Source organism: Pseudomonas sp. NPDC087814 (assembly GCF_044742865.1).
Classification (GTDB): domain Bacteria; phylum Pseudomonadota; class Gammaproteobacteria; order Pseudomonadales; family Pseudomonadaceae; genus Aquipseudomonas.
In genome coordinates this window covers 58,231-76,013 of record NZ_JBIUVK010000011.1, presented here as the reverse complement: position 1 = coordinate 76,013, position 17,783 = coordinate 58,231, and the positions used below count along the sequence as shown (strand labels likewise).

Sequence of the window (17,783 nt, the reverse complement as noted above, 5' to 3'; positions counted from 1 at the left end):
CATCTATCTAGGTTTAGCGTTGCGCTTGAGCGTTCAGTTCTGCGGTCGCTTGAGCGGCTGGCTCAGGCTTCACCGGATTTGCCGGCCAGGCCTTGCGGTCCAGGTCCAGGTCCGGGAACTTGCTGGAATCAAACACCGGGGTCTTGATGCCCGCAGCACGCTGGCCGTCGTAGTCATTCAGGATGCGCATGGCGATCTTGAACAGGAACGCCAGGGCGAACAGGTTGACGAACGCCAGCATGGTCATGGTGATGTCGGCGAAGGCAAACACGGTGCTCAGGTTCTCGATGGAACCCCAGAAAATCAGCACCAGCACCAGCGCGCGGTAGCCCATCAGCACCTTGCGGTTGTCGCCCACGATGAAGCGCAGGTTGCTCTCGCCGAGGTAGTAGTTGTACATGATCGAGGTGAACACGAACAACGCCAGGGCCACCGAGATGAACATCCGGCCCCAGTCACCCACCACCGCCGCCAGGGAGTTCTGGGTCAGGGCAATGCCGTCGCCTTCAAAGCCCGGGGTGTAGAAACCCGAGAGCAGGATCAGCAGCGCGGTGCAGGTGCAGATGACGAAGGTGTCGAGGAACACGCTGAACGCCTGAACCACGCCTTGGGCGATCGGGTGTTCAACCGAGGCGACTGCCGCCACGTTAGGCGCACTGCCCAGGCCGGCTTCGTTGGCGAACACGCCGCGTTTCACACCCATGATGATCGCGCTGCCCACCAGGCCACCGAAGGCCTGGTCGAGGCCGAAAGCGCTCTTGACGATGGTCGCGAGCATGGCCGGCACGTGGTCGAATTGCAGCACGATCACGTACAGGGTCACCGCGATGTAGACCAGGGTCTTGACCGGCACCAGCAGGTCGGCGATCGAGGCGATACGCTTGATCCCGCCGATGAACACCAGGCCCAGCAGCACCGCCAGGGCCAGGCCGGTGTAGGTGGTGTCGAGGCCAAATGCATTGTTCAGCGAGTGGGTGACGGCGTGGGCTTGCAGGCCATTGAAGGCGAAGCCGAAAGTCACCAGCAGCAGGAACGCCATCACCATGCCCAGCCAGCGTTTGTGCAGGCCGTGCTGGATGTAATACGCCGGGCCACCACGGTAGGTGCCTTCAGCGTCGGTGCGTTTGTACAGTTGGCCGAGGGAGCACTCGATAAAGCTCGAAGACATGCCCACCAGTGCGGTGACCCACATCCAGAACACGGCGCCCGGGCCACCCAGGGTCACGGCAATGCCGACGCCTGCGATGTTGCCGGCACCCACGCGCCCGGCGAGGCTGAGCATCAGCGCCTGGAACGAACTGAGCTGGCCGGCGCTGCTTTTCAGGCTGTCGCGAAACACCGAAAACATGTGGAAAAAGTGACGCAACTGAACGAAACGCGAGCGGATCGTGAAGTAACCACCGAGCCCGACAATGAGCACGATCAATACTTTCCCTGAGAGGAAGTCGTTGATGACTTCTAGCATGGAGTGTTCCTCGCTGATTTTTCTAATGGCAAACGCAGGACGGTCCGACGCATCGCTCGGCACCAGGCAGTGCACGACGCTTCGACCCCAATCCTTTTGCGGGTGTTGTTATTCATGCGGTTTCGCGCTTCCCAGGGTCTCGTTACCGACGACCGCTGACGCGAAGAGGGGCGGCACTATACCTAGGAGTGGGTGATCCGTCTGCACGAGGCGATTAAAGGTTTCAGCCAAGGCGTTACGGGCAAGGCGGGTTTGTTGGGCGATCTTGGAGTTTTTATTGGCGTCATTTCACAACCTTGAGGCAAAAAAAAGGGCCTGAAGAACGAGCCTTCAGGCCCTCAAAAGGTGAGAGGTGTCTAGTCCCTCAACCTGGTGAGCGGTGCAACAAACGCTTAGGCCTTCAAGGGGACCAAACGTGGGGCAATCATGTTTTCGGGGCGCAGGATGTCGTCGAGCATGGCGTCGTCGAGCAAGCCTTCTTCGCGCACCAGTTCCAGCACGCCGCGGCCGCTTTCAAGGGCGATACGGGCGATGCGGGTGGCGTTTTCATAGCCGATGTACGGGTTCAGCGCGGTGACCAGGCCGATGGAGTGTTCCACCAGCTCGCGGCAGCGGGCTTCGTTGGCAGTGATGCCGACGATGCAGTGCTCGCGCAGCATGTCCATGGCGCGTTGCAGCAGGCGGATCGAGTCGAAGATCTTGTAGGCGATCAGCGGCTCCATCACGTTCAGTTGCAGCTGGCCGCCTTCGGCCGCGATGGTCAGCGCCAAATCGTTACCGATGATTTGGAACGCCACCTGGTTCACGGCTTCCGGGATCACCGGGTTGACCTTGCCGGGCATGATCGAGCTGCCTGGCTGACGCGCCGGCAGGTTGATTTCGTTGATGCCGGTGCGTGGGCCGCTGGACAGCAGGCGCAGGTCGTTGCAGATCTTCGACAGCTTCACCGCGGTACGCTTGAGCATGCCGGAGAACAGCACGAAAGCGCCCATGTCGGAGGTGGCTTCGATCAGGTCGGCAGCCGGTACCAGCGGCTGGCCGCTGATGGTCGCCAGGCGCTGGACGGCCAGGGCCTGGTAACGCGGGTCGGCGTTGATGCCGGTACCGATGGCGGTGCCGCCCAGGTTCACTTCGGTCAGCAGCTCAGGCGCCAGGGTCTTCAGGCGGGCCAGGTCTTCACCGAGGGTGGTGGCGAAGGCACGGAATTCCTGGCCGAGGGTCATCGGCACGGCGTCTTGCAGCTGGGTACGGCCCATTTTCAGGACGTGGCTGAATTCTTCACCCTTGGCAGCGAACGCCTGGATCAGGCTGTCGAGGCTGGCCAACAGCGCGTCGTGGCCCAGCAGCAGACCCAGGCGGATCGCGGTCGGGTACGCGTCGTTGGTCGACTGCGCCATGTTCACGTCGTTGTTGGGGTGCAGGTATTGGTATTCGCCCTTGCTGTGGCCCATGGCCTCCAGCGCGATGTTGGCGATGACTTCGTTGGCATTCATGTTGGTTGAAGTGCCAGCGCCGCCTTGAATCATGTCCACCACGAACTCTTCGTGGAAATCGCCGCGGATCAGACGGGCACAGGCTTCGCTGATGGCAGCGTGCTTGGCTTCGCTGAGTTGGCCCAGCTCGCGGTTGGCGTCAGCAGCTGCCTGCTTGACCATTGCCAGGCCGACCACCAATTTCGGGTAATGCGAAATCGGAACGCCCGAGAGACGGAAGTTGTTCACCGCTCGCAGGGTCTGGATGCCGTAATACGCTTGAGCGGGTACTTCGAGTACGCCAAGCAGGTCTTTTTCTGTGCGGAAAGATGCAGCGGAGGACATGACGGAAATCATCTCGATATGGACCCGGGCTAGGCCGGAACGCTGTGAATGCTAGGCTTGCAGGAGATTTTGGGCCAATGCTGTTAAACACTGGCCTATGCATAAACGGCATAATGTCGGTGTGACCCCGTTACCATGACGGACGTGTGTGCCAAAATGGTGCGTGCCCCGGGAGGATGTGATGAACCTTGAAAGCAAATGGCTGGAAGACTTTAGCGCCCTGGCTGCCACCCGCAGCTTCTCCCAGGCGGCTGAGCGGCGCTTCGTCACCCAGCCGGCGTTCAGTCGGCGCATCCGCAGCCTGGAGGCGGCGCTGGGGCTGACCCTGGTCAATCGCTCGCGCACGCCGGTCGAACTGACGGCGGCGGGGCAGTTGTTCCTGGTCACCGCGCGGACCGTGGTCGAGCAACTCGGCGAGGTGCTGCGCCACCTGCATCACCTGGAAGGCGGGCAGGGTGAAGTCATGCAAGTGGCGGCGGCGCACTCCCTGGCCCTGGGTTTCTTCCCGCGCTGGATCGCGCAGTTGCGCAACGAAGGGCTGAACATTGCCACGCGGTTGGTCGCCACCAACGTGGGCGACGCCGTGCATGCGCTGCGTGAAGGCGGTTGCGATTTGATGCTGGCGTTCTACGACCCGGATGCGGCGATGCAGATGGACCCGGAGATCTTCCCGTCGCTGCACCTGGGCAACACCGAGATGCTGCCGGTGTGCGCCGCCGATGCCGACGGCAAGCCGCTGTTCGACCTGGAAGGCGAGGGCAGCGTGCCGCTGCTGGCCTACAGCGCCGGAGCTTTCCTGGGGCGCTCGGTAAACCTGCTGCTGCGCCAGCGGGCGCTGCGCTTTACCACGATTTACGAAACGGCCATGGCCGACAGCCTGAAAAGCATGGCCCTTGAGGGCTTGGGCATTGCCTGGGTGCCGCAGTTGAGCGTGCGCGCCGAGCTGGCCCGGGGTGAGCTGGTGGTGTGCGGCGGCCCGCAATGGCATGTGCCGCTGGAGATCCGGTTGTATCGCTGTGCGTTGGTGCGCAAGGCGAACGTGCGGTTGTTGTGGCGCAAGCTGGAAGGCGGCGCGGCGCAGAACACCTGAGCCCACACAGATCAAATGTGGGAGCGGGCTTGCTCGCGAAAGCGTAGTGTCAGTCAACCCATCGGTGGCTGATCCACCGCATTCGCGAGCAAGCCCGCTCCCACATTAGTTTTCTGGTGTGTTCGCTGACCTGGAAGTCAATAAAACCGCCTGTTTGAGGTGTAAGACAGATGGTCATTCCAGGGGCTGTTTATCTGCGTTATTACGGTATACTGCGCGGCCTTCGGCCGGTCCAACCGGCCTTAATTCGTACAACAAGCCACGCTGGATTTCCCGCGTGGCTTGTTGTTTTTTGACGCGCCTGCGGGCGCCCAGAGAGAAGAGGCACGACGATGAGTGCATTGGTTGGCGTGATCATGGGCTCCAAGTCCGATTGGTCCACCCTTAGCCACACCGCCGATATGCTGGAAAAACTCGGCATTCCCTACGAAGTGAAGGTGGTTTCCGCCCACCGCACTCCGGATTTGCTGTTCCAGTATGCCGATGAAGCAGAATCCCGTGGCATCGAGGTAATCATCGCCGGTGCCGGCGGCGCAGCTCACCTGCCAGGCATGTGTGCAGCCAAGACTCACCTGCCAGTGCTGGGCGTACCGGTGCAGTCGTCGATGCTCTCGGGCGTGGATTCGCTGTTGTCCATCGTGCAGATGCCCGCCGGTATTCCGGTGGCCACCCTGGCGATCGGCAAGGCCGGCGCGATCAACGCTGCCTTGTTGTCCGCCAGCATCCTCGGCGCCAAGCACCCGCAGTTCCACGCGGCGCTGAAAAAATTCCGTGCTGAGCAGACAGACAGCGTCCTGGACAATCCAGACCCACGCATTGCCTGAGGTGGTTGATTGATGAAAATCGGTGTAATCGGTGGCGGCCAACTGGGCCGCATGCTGGCCCTGGCGGGTACGCCGCTGGGGATGAACTTCGCTTTCCTGGATCCGGCACCAGATGCCTGCGCAGCTGCGCTGGGTGAACACCTGCGTGCGGACTACAGCGACCCGGATCACCTGCGCCAACTGGCCGATGAAGTCGACCTGGTGACCTTCGAGTTCGAAAGCGTCCCGGCTGAAACCGTGGCCTTCCTGTCGCAGTTCGTGCCGGTATACCCGAGCGCCGAAGCCTTGCGCATCGCGCGTGACCGCTGGTTCGAGAAGAGCATGTTCAAGGACCTGGGCATCCCGATACCGGCTTTCGCCGACATCCAGTCCCAGGCTGACCTGGACGCCGCAGTCGCCTCCATCGGCCTGCCGGCCGTGTTGAAGACCCGCACCCTGGGTTACGACGGCAAGGGCCAGAAAGTCCTGCGCACCGCCGCCGACGTGGTCGGTACCTTCGCCGAACTGGGCAGCGTTGCCTGCCTGCTGGAAGGCTTCGTGCCGTTCACCGGTGAAGTCTCGCTGATTGCCGTGCGTGCCCGCGATGGCGAAACGCGTTTCTACCCGCTGGTGCACAACACCCACGACAGCGGCATCCTCAAGCTGTCCGTGGCCAGCACCGATCACCCGCTGCAAGCCCTGGCCGAAGATTATTCGAGCCGTGTGCTGAAGCAACTGGATTACGTCGGCGTGATGGCGTTCGAGTTCTTTGAAGTCGACGGTGGCCTCAAGGCCAACGAAATCGCCCCGCGCGTGCACAACTCCGGTCACTGGACCACCGAAGGCGCCGAGTGCAGCCAGTTCGAAAACCACCTGCGGGCGGTAGCGGGCTTGCCATTGGGCTCCACGGCAAAAGTCGGCGAGAGCGCCATGCTCAACTTCATCGGCGTGGTGCCGCCGGTTGATCGCGTGATCGCGATTGATGACTGCCATCTGCATCACTACGGCAAGGCGTTCAAGGCCGGGCGCAAGGTCGGCCACGCCAACCTGCGCTGCAAGGATCGCGCGACGCTGCAAGCGCAGATCCTCAAGGTCGAAGCGCTGATCGCCGAGCAATAACCCAAGGCCGGGCGGAACCATTGGTACCCGCCACCCTCTGATTGCAGGAAGCCAAAGTCTGACTAGGCTTTGACTGAATTCACTTCAATCAGAGGGAAATGCCATGGGTATCATTGGGACCATCTTTATCGGTTTGATCGTCGGCCTGCTGGCGCGTTTCCTGAAGCCAGGCGACGACAGCATGGGCTGGATCATGACCATCCTGCTGGGTATCGCCGGTTCGCTGGTTGCGACTTATGGTGGCCAGGCACTGGGCATCTATCAGGCGGGCCAGGGCGCAGGCTTCATTGGTGCGCTGGTGGGTGCCGTGGTGCTGCTGGTGATCTACGGTCTGCTGAAAAAGAAGTAATTTAGCGACCAAGCCCTCTGCGCTGCGCAGGCGCAGAGGGCTAGAATGCCGGCACTGTAATCCTTGCCGAGCTTCTCCATGCGCCGTCTCCTGTTATCCCTTCTTCTATGCACCGGGTTGGCCCACGCTGGCGAACTGCCGGAAACCGACTGGCTGGAACTGATGCCCAAGTCGGACCAGAAAGCCCTCGAAGAAATGCCGGAAATCGACCACAACTCCCCGGAAGCCCAAGGCACGTTCACCGCAAAGGGTGGCCTGAAGCAGAGCAAGGGTTTGCCGGCGGTTATGTATTCCACCAAGACGGTGGCTGCCATGAACGGCAAGAATATTCGCATTGGCGGCTACCCCGTGCCGCTGGAAACCGACGCCAAGGGCCGCAGCACGCTGTTCTTCCTGGTGCCTTATCCGGGCGCCTGCATCCACGTGCCGCCACCGCCGCCCAACCAGTTGGTGCTGGTGCGTTATCCCAAGGGCTTGAAGCTGGATGACATCTACACGCCGCTGTGGGTGACGGGCACGCTGAAGGTGGAGAAGGTCAACAATGACCTGGCCGATGCGGCGTATGCGTTGGATGCGGGGAAGGTGCGGGCGGTCAAGGAATCGGATCTCTGATCTGATGCAGAACCTAATGTGGGAGCGGGCTTGCTCGCGAATGCGGTGTGTCAGTCAGCACATGCACTAACTGGAACACCGCATTCGCGAGCAAGCCCGCTCCCACATTTTTGATTGGGGTTACAGGGCGATACCGCTGATGCTCACGCCCAGGGTATGGCTTTCACCTGGCGCCAGCGTCACCACATCGTCCAGCACATTCGCGGTCTCGATGCACAACATGCCCTGCCAGCCGTCGTCGGCCATGTCGCTGAAGGCCTTGGCGCGTTCGGTCCACGGGTTCCAGATCACCGTCGAGCGCGAGCCTGTGCTGGTGAGCTGAACGCGGCGCTGCCAGTCTTTATCGACGATGTTCACTTGAGCCGGGGTGTCGAGGTAGATGCGGTCGGTCTCGGCGGTGAAGTGCAGCAGCCCGGATTGCTGCTTTTGGGTCCAGCCGTCGGCGGTATCGATATAGTCCCGCCCGTCCAGGCCGTCGACCTGCACGTTGCGTACATCGCTGACCGCAAAATAGCTGTGCAGCGCCTGGCTGAGGCTGACGGTCTCGGCGCCGTGGTTGTGGCTGGTCAGGCGGATGTGCAGTTGATCATCCAGCAGGATGCTCATCTTCAGGTCAACCTGATGCGGCCAACCCGGGAAGCCACCTTCAGGCACTGGCAGTTCCAGCTCAACCCTCAGCGCTGTGCCTTCAGCCTCAACGCCAGCCAACGTCCAGTCAGCGGTCCGCACGAAACCATGGGCACCGGCCGGCTCGGCGCCCTGGTACATGGCCTTGACGCTCTGCGGGTTGCGGTCGAACACACCAAACCACGGCCAGCACACCGGCACGCCGGTACGAATGCCTTTGCCTTTCTTGAACACCACCTGATCGTTGGGCCAGATCAGCGGCTTCTCGCCGGTGCGCTGGTAACTCACGATGTGCGCGCCTTGCTGGGCCACCACCAATTCGGCGCCGTTGTGGCGGATGCGCCAAGCGTTCAGCTCATCCAGTTTTACGGTTTCAACGTTGGGCGTAGACATAGGCGCGCGCTCTCAATGGCAGACAATGGGGCAATGGACCGTCAAAACGTCGCGATGTTTAACGCGCCCGCGACGGAACCGAGCGGGTGCGGCCGCTGCCATCGATGGCAACGAACACAAACACCGCCTCGGTCACCTTGCGCCATTCGCTGGACAGCGGGTCGTCGCTCCACACTTCGACCATCATCTGGATCGAGCTGCGGCCGATTTCCAGGGCTTGGGTGTAGAAGGACAACTGCGCGCCGACGGCCACGGGCACCAGGAATGCCATGCGATCAATCGCCACGGTGGCTACGCGGCCACCGGCAACCTTGCTCGCCATGGCGGTGCCGGCCAGGTCCATCTGCGCGACCAGCCAGCCGCCGAAGATGTCGCCGAAACCGTTGGTCTCACGCGGGAGTGCGGTGATTTGCAGGGCGAGATCGCCTTGCGGGATAGGATCTTCTTGTTCGAGTTCGATCATGCCGGTGCCTCTGACCCGTGACGCTTCATGGGTATTTCAAGTGGATAGCCGTCTTCTGGAAAAACGTTTCAGCACCAACATACACCGCTCGATGCGTTTCTCGTAAGGCGTACTAAAGGGAAACTCTGCCAAATCGGCTGGTGTATAACCAACGGCGTTTTGGCACAGCAGCCCCTCAAGGATGCGGGTCTGGCGCTTGCAAGGGCCGAGTATATCGAGCCGTCGGCGCCACGACGACCTCCCGACGCTCATTTGGTCGGTAAATAGACGCTGTATCGCGGCTTTTTCCGGCAACTGTGCTCCTGCTCATATTAATTGCACGTCTGCTACGGAAATATTTCGCGGATCTGAACTGTTAACGGCTCAACGCTGTGCTTTTTCAAGCGATTTGCTATCTTGCCAAGCCTGCCGCAAGTCCCGGGCTTGCCGTCCTGACTACTATAAGAGAAGCCTTGCCATGTCCTCCGTGCCCGCAAGCAGTGCGCAACCTTCGCGCCCGCTGACCCGCAACGACTACAAAACCCTGTCGCTGTCTGCCTTGGGCGGGGCGCTGGAGTTCTACGACTTCATCATCTTCGTATTTTTTGCGACGGTAGTCGGGAAGCTGTTCTTCCCGGCGGACATGCCCGAATGGCTGCGCATGATGCAGACCTTCGGCATCTTCGCCGCCGGCTACCTGGCGCGGCCGCTGGGCGGGATCATCATGGCGCACTTCGGCGACCTGCTGGGGCGCAAGAAGATGTTCACCCTGAGCATCTTCATGATGGCCGTGCCGACCCTGATCATGGGCCTGCTGCCGACCTACGCGCAGATCGGCCTGTGGGCGCCGATCCTGTTGCTGCTGATGCGCGTGATCCAGGGCGCGGCGATTGGCGGTGAAGTGCCGGGCGCGTGGGTGTTCGTGTCCGAGCACGTGCCGCCCCGTCACATCGGTTATGCCTGCGGCACCCTGACCAGCGGCCTGACGGCCGGCATTCTGTTGGGTTCGCTGGTGGCCACCGCCATCAACACGCTCTACAGCCCGGAACAGGTGTCGGATTACGCCTGGCGCATTCCGTTCCTGCTGGGTGGCGTGTTCGGCCTGTTGTCGGTGTACCTGCGTCGCTGGCTGCACGAAACCCCGATCTTCGCCGAGATGCAGCAGCGCAAGACCCTGGCGGCCGAGTTGCCGTTGCGCGCGGTGTTGCGTGACCATCGTGGCGCCATCGTACTGTCGATGCTGTTGACCTGGCTGCTGTCGGCCGGCGTGGTCGTGGTTATCCTGATGACGCCGACCGTGCTGCAAACGATCTACCACTTCAGCCCAACGGTGGCGCTGCAGGCCAATAGCCTGGCCATCGTCACCCTGAGCCTGGGGTGTATCGCTTCCGGCGCCCTGGCCGACCGTTTTGGTGCCGGGCGCGTGCTGATCATCGGTTGTGCCTTGTTGCTGGCAACGTCCTGGACGCTCTATCACAGCCTGATGGCTCACCCGGACTGGCTGTTCCCGCTGTACGCCTTGACCGGCCTGTTTGTAGGCACCATTGGCGTGGTGCCCTATGTCATGGTGAAAGCGTTCCCGCCGGTGGTGCGTTTCAGCGGTTTGTCGTTCTCCTACAACGTCGCCTACGCCGTATTCGGTGGCCTGACGCCGTTAGCGGTGTCGCTGCTGATGAAGGAAAGCCCGATGGGCCCTGCTTACTACGTGGCGGCCCTGTGTGTGATGGGGATGGCGGTGGGTGGGTACCTGTGGAAGCGCGGGCGCTGACACGTTTTTGAAAACTGCCGGACAACCTTGTGGCGAGGGAGCTTGCTCCCGTTGAACTGCGCAGCAGTTCCATTCTGGGGGCCGCTACGCGACCCAACGGGAGCAAGCTCCCTCGCCACAGATTTTGCCTTACAACGATTACAGATTGTTTCCACGAAATCGCTCCAACCTCCTCGCAAGCCCCGGATTTATTGGCGTTTCTCCTTCCTGTCAGTTTTTTCATAAATGCTGGCCTTTCATCTAATTGTCATATTCCAGACATAGAGTGTTCACACGGCCTACCGATACTTGGCCCCGATCCAACTATCCCTATCTGCTAGGAGCAAGGCATGAAACTGAAACGTTTGATGGCGGCAATGACTTTTGTCGCTGCTGGCGTTGCGACCGCTAACGCGGTAGCCGCTGGTGTTGACCCGGCGATTCCGGCTTACGTGAAGACCACTGGTGTGTCGGGCAACCTGTCCAGCGTTGGTTCCGATACCCTGGCAAACCTGATGACCCTGTGGGCTGAGGGTTACAAAAAGGAATACCCGAACGTCAACATCCAGATTCAGGCCGCCGGCTCCGCCACTGCACCTCCTGCACTGACTGAAGGCACCTCCAACCTGGGCCCGATGAGCCGCAAGATGAAGGACACCGAACTGGCTGCCTTCGAGCAGAAGTACGGCTACAAGCCAACCGCGATCCCGGTTGCCGTGGATGCCCTGGCCGTGTTCGTGCACAAGGACAACCCGATCCAGCACCTGACCATGGAACAAGTCGACGCGATCTTCTCCTCGACTCGTCTGTGCGGTGCCAAGGCTGACGTCAAGACCTGGGGCGACCTGGGCGTGACCGGCGACCTGGCCAACAAGCCAGTGCAACTGTTCGGTCGCAACTCGGTATCCGGCACCTACGGCTACTTCAAGGAAGAAGCCCTGTGCAAAGGCGACTACAAGCCTAACGTGAACGAACAACCTGGTTCGGCGTCGGTTGTGCAGTCCATCAGCTCCTCGCTGAACGGCATCGGTTACTCGGGCATCGGTTACAAAACCGCCAGCGTGAAAACCGTGGCCCTGGCCAAGAAAGGCAGCACTGACTTCATCGAAGACAGCGAAGAAAACGCCCTGAACGGCAAATACCCGCTGTCGCGCTTCCTCTACGTCTACGTCAACAAAGCCCCGAACAAGCCTCTGGCCCCGCTGGAAGCCGAGTTCGTGAAGCTGGTTCTGTCCAAACAGGGCCAGGAAGTGGTAGTGAAAGACGGCTACATCCCGCTGCCAGCCAAAGTTGCCGCCAAGGCACTGGCTGACCTGGGCCTGAAAGAAGGTGGCAAATAAGCCGCCGGTAAACCTGCCTTGAACCGCGGTTTACCCACGGTTCAAGGCCCGGGCGGGGTCTGTAAGACCTGGACCTCGCCTCCCATTTTTTAATCCGCTGCCAGCCCTGCTACGCGGCGGATTTCTTGCGTCACTGCATTGTCATCTTTTTGTCATACAGGATCGCTAGGGTGTGCGCATGAATGATCTGGCCAATTCCACCATGACGACGACTTCTCCCCCCAAGCGCATTGATTTCAATACGCCTGAGCTGCAACGCAAGCGCCGCATCCGCGCGCTCAAGGATCGCCTGACCCGCTGGTACGTGCTGATTGGCGGCCTCGCCGTCCTGGGCGCGATCACCTTGATCTTCTTCTTCCTCGCCTACGTGGTCGCCCCGCTGTTCCACGGCGCCAACCTGACCAAGGAAGAGGCCCTCGCGCCTGCCTGGCTGCAGGACGCCGGCAAGCCGCTGATGATCTCCATGGAAGAACAGAACCAGGTCGCCATGCGGGTTTCCGACAAGGGCCAGGCGCTGTTCTTCAACGTTGACACGGGTGCCGAACTCAAGCGCGTTGACCTGCCGTTGCCGGCGGGCGTGACAGTCGCCTCCATTGGTGAAGACCAGCCCGGCAGCCCGCTGGTGATCCTCGGCCTGTCCAACGGCCAGTCCCTGGTGTTCCGCCACACCTATAAAGTGTCGTACCCGGACGGCAAGAAGACCATCTCGCCCGCCGTCGAATACCCTTACGGCGAAACACCGATCGTCCTCGACGAACAGGGCCGCTCCCTTGAGCATGTCGCCTTGAATGCGACCGACTCGACGCTGGTGGTGGCTGGTTCCAGTGGTGCCCATCTGAACGTGCTGTCCATCAGCCGTGAAGAAAACATGATGACCGAGGAAGTCACCACCGAGCAGAAACGCATCGAGCTGCCGCAAATGACCGAGCCGGTCAAAGCCATCTTCGTTGATCCGCGCCAGCAGTGGCTGTACGTGATCAACGGTCGCGCCCAGGCCGACGTTTTCAGCCTGCGGGACAAGAGCCTCAACGGTCGCTACAAATTATTGGAAGACGGCGTGGCGCAAGTCACGGCCAGCACCCAACTGGTGGGCGGCATCTCGCTGATCATCGGTAACTCCAGCGGTGGCCTGGCGCAGTGGTTCATGGCCCGCGACCCGGACGGCGAACAACGCCTGAAGCAGATCCGTACCTTCCAGATGGGCACCGCGCCTATCGTTGAAATCACTGCTGAAGAACGTCGTAAAGGCTTCACCGCCCTCGACGCTTCCGGCAAGTTCGGCGTGTTCCACAGCACTGCCCACCGTACGTTGCTGGTGGACCAGGTGGTCGACGGCAACGGTATCTTCGGCATGTCGCCACGGGCCAACCGTGTGATCGTCGAGGCCGGCGGCAAGCTGCAACCGCTGCTGCTGGACAACCCGCACCCGGAAGTTTCCTGGAGCGCGCTGTGGAGCAAGGTCTGGTACGAAAACTACGACGAACCTAAATACGTCTGGCAATCGACCGCCGCCAACACCGACTTCGAACCCAAGATGAGCCTGGCGCCCCTGACCTTCGGTACCCTGAAGGCCGCGTTCTACGCCATGCTGCTGGCCGCGCCACTGGCCGTTGCCGCTGCGATCTACACCGCTTACTTCATGGCCCCGAGCCTGCGCCGCAAGGTCAAGCCGGTGATCGAGTTGATGGAAGCGATGCCGACGGTGATCCTCGGTTTCTTCGCCGGCCTGTTCCTGGCGCCGTATGTCGAAGGGCATTTGCCGGGGATCTTCAGCCTGCTGATGCTGCTGCCGATTGGCATCCTGGTGGCCGGCTTCGTCTTCAGCCGCCTGCCTGAGTCGATCCGCCTGCGGGTCCCGGATGGCTGGGAAAGCGCGATCCTGATCCCGGTGATCCTGTTTGTGGGCTGGCTCTCGTTGTACATGAGCCCGTACCTGGAAACCTGGTTCTTCGGCGGCGACATGCGCATGTGGATCTCCCACGACCTGGGCATCACCTACGACCAGCGCAACGCCCTGGTAGTCGGCCTGGCCATGGGTTTCGCGGTGATCCCGAACATCTACTCCATCGCCGAAGACGCCGTGTTCAGCGTGCCGCGCGGCCTGACCCTGGGCTCCCTGGCCCTGGGCGCCACGCCATGGCAGACCATGACCCGCGTCGTGATCCTGACCGCCAGCCCGGGCATCTTCTCGGCGCTGATGATCGGCATGGGCCGCGCGGTCGGTGAAACCATGATCGTGCTGATGGCCACCGGCAACACGCCGGTGATGGAGATGAACCTGTTTGAAGGCCTGCGCACCCTGGCCGCCAACGTCGCGGTGGAAATGCCCGAATCGGAAGTCGGCGGCAGCCACTACCGCGTGCTGTTCCTCTCGGCGCTGGTGCTGCTGCTGTTCACCTTCATCATGAACACCCTCGCCGAGCTGATTCGTCAGCGTCTGCGCAAGAAATACTCGTCGCTTTAAGAAAGGTAGAAGTCTGTGAAACAGAACTCCCTGAATGGATGGTTCAAGAGCGGCGCCCCGGGCGTCTGGATCAGCGGTGGCGCGGTGTCCATTGCGGTCATCATGACCATTGGTTTGCTGGCCGTGATTGCCGTGCGTGGCCTGGGCCACTTCTGGCCGGCCGACCTGATCCAGGCCAACTACAACGTGCCGGGCCAGGAAAATCACATCGTCGTCGGCGAAGTGGTGCAGAAAGAAGAAGTGCCCCGCGAGCGCCTGAAAAGCGCTGGCTTGCCGGTGCCGGACCAAGGCCCGGAGTTCATGACCCGCGAGCTGATCAAGGTCGGCAACCGTGACTTGAACGGCAATGACTTCACCTGGATCGTCGGCGAGTGGCTGACCAACCAGACCAAGCCGGTCGAGTTGATGGCCATCGAGCGTCGTGAGTGGGGCAACTTCTACGGCACCCTGGTCAACGTCAAGCAGGACGGCAAGGTGATCGCCGAAGGCGAGGCGGCCTGGCCGGAACTGCAAGCCCGCGTAGACCGCGTCAACAAGCTCGCGGCCCAGCTCAAGACCCTCGAGAAGTCCGACATCGGCGCCATCAACGCCGGCCTCGAACGCATCCGCCTGCACGGTCGCAAACTGGAGCTGGAAGGCAAGCTGGACGCCACCGCCCAGGCCGACATGGACAGCGGCCGCGCCGAACTGAACAACCGCTACAAGGATATCGAAGCCCGCCTGGCCGACCTGCACACCCAGTTCAACCGCGACAGCCTGACCGCCCGCGATGCCAACGGCAAAGAAATCGAAATCGGCATTGGCAAGGTGGTGCACGCTTACCAGCCGAACGCCATGGGCTACATGACCAAGGTTGGTTTCTACTTCAGCAAGGTCTGGGAATTCCTCAGCGACGATCCACGGGAGGCCAACACCGAAGGCGGGATTTTCCCGGCGATCTTCGGCACCGTGATGATGACCCTGATCATGGCGATGATCGTGACCCCGTTCGGCGTGCTGGCGGCGGTGTACCTGCGTGAATACGCCAAGCAGAACACCCTGACGCGGATCATCCGCATCGCGGTGAACAACCTGGCCGGTGTACCCGCCATCGTTTACGGCGTATTCGGCCTTGGCTTCTTTGTGTACGTACTGGGCGGCTCGGTTGACCGGCTGTTCTTCGCCGAGGCCTTGCCAGCACCGACCTTTGGTACGCCTGGCCTGCTCTGGGCATCCCTGACCCTGGCGCTGCTGGCGGTACCGGTGGTGATCGTGGCCACTGAAGAAGGCCTGGCGCGGATTCCTCGCACCGTACGTGAAGGTTCTCTGGCACTGGGCGCGACCAAGGCGGAAACGCTGTGGAAGATCGTGCTGCCGATGGCCAGCCCGGCGATGATGACCGGCATGATCCTCGCCGTGGCCCGCGCCGCGGGTGAAGTGGCGCCGCTGATGCTGGTGGGTGTGGTGAAACTGGCGCCGTCACTGCCGGTGGACGGCAACTACCCGTACCTGCACCTGGACCAGAAGATCATGCACCTGGGCTTCCATATCTATGACGTCGGCTTCCAGAGCCCCAACGTCGAAGCCGCGCGGCCGCTGGTGTACGCCACCGCCTTACTGCTGGTGCTGGTGATCGCCACGCTCAACTTGTCGGCGGTGTGGATTCGTAACCACCTGCGCGAAAAATACAAAGCGCTGGACAGTTAATTGAAGTGAACGCGGACTAAATGTGGGAGCGGGCTTGCTCGCGAATGCGGTGTATCAGTCATACATGGGTCAACTGACCTGACGCCTTCGCGAGCAAGCCCGCTCCCACAAAACGAATTGGTAGCACAGGGAGCATCCCATGCAACATGAAACCCATTCCCACGGCATCAACATGTCAGCCCTGGGTCGCGACAAGCAGAGCCTGAGCCTGGCCCAGGAAACCGTGGCCATCGAAGTCCCGGGCCTGAGCCTGTACTACGGCGACAAGCAGGCGCTGTACGACGTCAGCATGAACATTCCGAAGCAGCGCGTGACCGCCTTCATCGGCCCGTCCGGTTGCGGCAAGTCGACCCTGCTGCGCACCTTCAACCGGATGAACGATCTGGTGGACGGCTGCCGCGTCGAGGGCGCGATCAACCTGTACGGCACCAACATCTACCGCAAGGGCGAAGACGTGGCCGAGCTGCGGCGCCGGGTGGGCATGGTGTTCCAGAAGCCCAACCCGTTTCCCAAGACCATCTACGAAAACGTGGTCTACGGCCTGCGCATCCAGGGCATCAACAAAAAGCGCGTCCTCGACGAAGCCGTTGAGTGGGCACTGAAAGGCGCGGCGCTGTGGGACGAGGTCAAGGACCGCCTGCACGAGTCGGCCCTCGGTTTGTCCGGCGGCCAGCAGCAACGTCTGGTGATCGCCCGCACCATCGCCGTGGAGCCGGAAGTGCTGCTGCTCGATGAACCGTGCTCGGCACTCGACCCCATCTCCACGTTGAAAGTCGAAGAGCTGATCTACGAACTCAAATCCAAGTTCACCATCGTCATCGTGACCCACAACATGCAACAGGCGGCGCGGGTTTCCGACTACACCGCGTTCATGTACATGGGCAAGCTGGTGGAATTTGGCGACACCGATACCCTGTTCACCAACCCGGCGAAGAAGCAGACCGAAGACTACATCACCGGTCGCTACGGCTAGCAGGTGGCTGGTTGCTCACTGAACTGATGCTGCGGTCGACCGCACCTTACTGGACGTTCCAAGGACGCCAACATGATTAGCAAAGAAGGCCTTACCCATCACATCTCCGCGCAGTTCAACGCCGAGCTTGAGGAGGTGCGCAGCCACCTCCTGGCCATGGGCGGGCTGGTGGAGAAGCAAGTCAACGACGCCGTCACCGCGCTGATCGAGGCCGACTCGGGCCTGGCCCAGCAAGTGCGCGAGATCGATGACCAGATCAACCAGATGGAACGCAACATCGACGAAGAATGCCTGCGCATCCTGGCCCGTCGTCAGCCGGCGGCGTCCGACCTGCGTTTGATCATCAGCATCTCCAAGTCGGTGATCGACCTGGAGCGCATCGGTGACGAAGCCACCAAGATCGCCCGCCGCGCCATCCAGTTGTGTGAGGAAGGCGAAGCGCCGCGTGGTTATGTCGAAGTGCGCCACATCGGTGACCAGGTGCGCAACATGGTTCGCGACGCCCTCGACGCGTTTGCCCGTTTCGACGCCGAGCTGGCGTTGTCGGTGGCCCAATACGACAAGACCATCGACCGCGAATACAAGACGGCGCTGCGCGAACTGGCGACCTACATGATGGAAGACCCGCGCTCTATCTCGCGGGTACTGAGCATCATCTGGGTACTGCGTTCGCTGGAACGCATCGGCGACCACGCACGCAACATCTCGGAACTGGTGATTTACCTGGTGCGGGGTACTGACGTGCGGCACATGGGCCTCAAGCGGATGAAAGCAGAAGTTGAAGGTACGACCGATCAAATCCCTAATGTTCCGGGCGTTCCTGACGATAAGTAAGATTGCCCGAGAAATAAACGCC

15 protein-coding genes are annotated in these 17,783 nt (G+C 61.3%); 11 read left to right on the top strand and 4 right to left on the bottom strand.

Going from position 1 to position 17,783, the window contains the following annotated elements; translation table 11 throughout:
- Positions 1-13: 13 nt before the first annotated feature.
- Complete coding sequence (locus ACIOMR_RS11640; protein WP_003213417.1) at positions 14-1,465, bottom strand: sodium:alanine symporter family protein; 1,452 nt, start codon at positions 1,463-1,465, stop codon at positions 14-16.
- A 392-nt stretch (positions 1,466-1,857) separates the two neighbouring features.
- Positions 1,858-3,282: an aspartate ammonia-lyase gene (aspA, locus tag ACIOMR_RS11635; protein WP_003213415.1), complete on the bottom strand. Its 1,425-nt coding sequence runs from the start codon at positions 3,280-3,282 to the stop codon at positions 1,858-1,860.
- A 181-nt stretch (positions 3,283-3,463) separates the two neighbouring features.
- Here aspA and ACIOMR_RS11630 point away from each other — a divergent pair, with 181 nt between their 5' ends.
- From ACIOMR_RS11630 to ACIOMR_RS11610, 5 genes are all read left to right on the top strand, one after another.
- The gene (locus tag ACIOMR_RS11630; protein WP_003213413.1) at positions 3,464-4,372 is read left to right on the top strand and encodes a LysR substrate-binding domain-containing protein; all 909 of its coding nucleotides are present in this window, start codon (positions 3,464-3,466) and stop codon (positions 4,370-4,372) included.
- 332 nt (positions 4,373-4,704) lie between these two features.
- Positions 4,705-5,196 (top strand): 5-(carboxyamino)imidazole ribonucleotide mutase, encoded by a 492-nt coding sequence (gene purE / locus ACIOMR_RS11625; protein ID WP_003213411.1) that lies wholly within the window; start codon positions 4,705-4,707, stop codon positions 5,194-5,196.
- Between the two features lie 12 nt (positions 5,197-5,208).
- The gene (locus tag ACIOMR_RS11620) at positions 5,209-6,294 is read left to right on the top strand and encodes a 5-(carboxyamino)imidazole ribonucleotide synthase (RefSeq protein ID WP_178902827.1); all 1,086 of its coding nucleotides are present in this window, start codon (positions 5,209-5,211) and stop codon (positions 6,292-6,294) included.
- A gap of 103 nt (positions 6,295-6,397) precedes the next feature.
- Entirely contained in the window at positions 6,398-6,643 is a 246-nt protein-coding gene (locus tag ACIOMR_RS11615) for a GlsB/YeaQ/YmgE family stress response membrane protein (RefSeq protein ID WP_003213408.1), read from the top strand.
- A 78-nt stretch (positions 6,644-6,721) separates the two neighbouring features.
- Positions 6,722-7,255 (top strand): DUF3299 domain-containing protein, encoded by a 534-nt coding sequence (locus ACIOMR_RS11610; RefSeq protein WP_023659290.1) that lies wholly within the window; start codon positions 6,722-6,724, stop codon positions 7,253-7,255.
- Between the two features lie 120 nt (positions 7,256-7,375).
- Here the strand turns inward: ACIOMR_RS11610 and ACIOMR_RS11605 are convergent, their stop codons facing one another.
- Both ACIOMR_RS11605 and ACIOMR_RS11600 read right to left on the bottom strand, forming a co-directional pair.
- A complete protein-coding gene (locus ACIOMR_RS11605; RefSeq protein WP_401194174.1) occupies positions 7,376-8,275 on the bottom strand; it encodes a D-hexose-6-phosphate mutarotase in 900 nt (299 codons plus the stop codon).
- 58 nt (positions 8,276-8,333) lie between these two features.
- The gene (locus ACIOMR_RS11600) at positions 8,334-8,738 is read right to left on the bottom strand and encodes an acyl-CoA thioesterase (RefSeq protein ID WP_003176975.1); all 405 of its coding nucleotides are present in this window, start codon (positions 8,736-8,738) and stop codon (positions 8,334-8,336) included.
- 457 nt (positions 8,739-9,195) lie between these two features.
- Here ACIOMR_RS11600 and ACIOMR_RS11595 point away from each other — a divergent pair, with 457 nt between their 5' ends.
- The 6 genes from ACIOMR_RS11595 to phoU all read left to right on the top strand — a co-directional run bounded on the left by ACIOMR_RS11595 (position 9,196) and on the right by phoU (position 17,761).
- Positions 9,196-10,485 carry an MFS transporter gene (locus ACIOMR_RS11595; RefSeq protein WP_003213403.1) on the top strand — a complete coding sequence of 430 codons (1,290 nt, stop codon included), beginning with the start codon at positions 9,196-9,198 and terminating at the stop codon, positions 10,483-10,485.
- 329 nt (positions 10,486-10,814) lie between these two features.
- Entirely contained in the window at positions 10,815-11,804 is a 990-nt protein-coding gene (locus tag ACIOMR_RS11590) for a phosphate ABC transporter substrate-binding protein PstS (RefSeq protein ID WP_003213401.1), read from the top strand.
- A 430-nt stretch (positions 11,805-12,234) separates the two neighbouring features.
- The gene (locus ACIOMR_RS11585; protein WP_173406109.1) at positions 12,235-14,268 is read left to right on the top strand and encodes an ABC transporter permease subunit; all 2,034 of its coding nucleotides are present in this window, start codon (positions 12,235-12,237) and stop codon (positions 14,266-14,268) included.
- A 15-nt stretch (positions 14,269-14,283) separates the two neighbouring features.
- Positions 14,284-15,954, top strand: coding sequence for a phosphate ABC transporter permease PstA (gene pstA, locus ACIOMR_RS11580; RefSeq protein ID WP_008439475.1), 1,671 nt, complete (start codon positions 14,284-14,286; stop codon positions 15,952-15,954).
- Positions 15,955-16,093: 139 nt separating this feature from the next.
- Entirely contained in the window at positions 16,094-16,927 is an 834-nt protein-coding gene (pstB, locus tag ACIOMR_RS11575) for a phosphate ABC transporter ATP-binding protein PstB (protein WP_003213395.1), read from the top strand.
- A gap of 72 nt (positions 16,928-16,999) precedes the next feature.
- Positions 17,000-17,761, top strand: coding sequence for a phosphate signaling complex protein PhoU (phoU, locus tag ACIOMR_RS11570; protein WP_003213392.1), 762 nt, complete (start codon positions 17,000-17,002; stop codon positions 17,759-17,761).
- The last annotated feature ends 22 nt before the right edge of the window (positions 17,762-17,783 follow it).